The organism is Blastococcus sp. CT_GayMR20, from assembly GCF_004570345.1.
The window spans coordinates 1-672 of the sequence record NZ_SPQM01000335.1 but is presented as its reverse complement, the minus strand read 5'-3'; the positions used below and the strand labels follow the sequence as shown (position 1 = coordinate 672).

At 72.0% G+C, this 672-nt stretch carries 1 protein-coding gene and 1 pseudogene; both read right to left on the bottom strand.

Annotated features, from left to right (window positions below):
- Nucleotides 1–16: 16 nt before the first annotated feature.
- Nucleotides 17–292 carry a GlsB/YeaQ/YmgE family stress response membrane protein gene (locus E4P40_RS27800; protein ID WP_209305564.1) on the bottom strand — a complete coding sequence of 92 codons (276 nt, stop codon included), beginning with the start codon at nt 290–292 and terminating at the stop codon, nt 17–19.
- Between the two features lie 133 nt (nt 293–425).
- Nucleotides 426–672: pseudogene (locus E4P40_RS27795) on the bottom strand (SRPBCC family protein); the annotation flags it as partial.

Sequence of the window (672 nt, the reverse complement as noted above, 5' to 3'; positions counted from 1 at the left end):
GTCCCCGGGGATCGGGTCAGCGGACGGCGCCGCGCGAGCGACCGCCGGAGACGCCCTCGGCGACGCCGATGAGCAGCACGGCTGCGACGACGGCGATGATGAAACCGAGGACGTTCAGCTCCCAGATGCTGGTGTTCTCGTTGAACAGGTGCCCGATCAGCCCGCCGATGATCGCACCGACGACGCCGAGGAGCAGGGTCGCGAGGAGGCTCAGACGCTGCTTGCCGGGCTTGATCAGCCGGGCGAGCGCGCCGATGATGAGGCCGACCACGATGAGGCCGAGGATCTGCACAGCGTTCTCCTTCGTTCGGCCGGTGATGCTCCCGTGCCGGCGCTCGCCGGCTGCACCACCGGTGCACGACGGATGGCTGTACCCCGCTGAACGCTCCTGATGCGCCGTTCCCCCTAACGGGGAGGTCACGGCGTCAGCCGGCGTCGGCGACCCGGGCCACGTGGGCAGGGACCTTCTCCAGCTCGGCGTCGACGGTGCGCTGGACCAGCCGCCGCATCGCCCCCCGCTGGAGCCGCCGGACGACCCGGCCGCCGCCGGTGGGCTCGTGGGTGATCGTCATGGTGACCCGGGTGCCGCCGGCGCCGGTGTCCTCGAGCTCGATCCGTGTCGTCCAGGTCTCCGGCGTCAGCTCGAGCCGGGTCGTGACCAGCCGCGGGGGC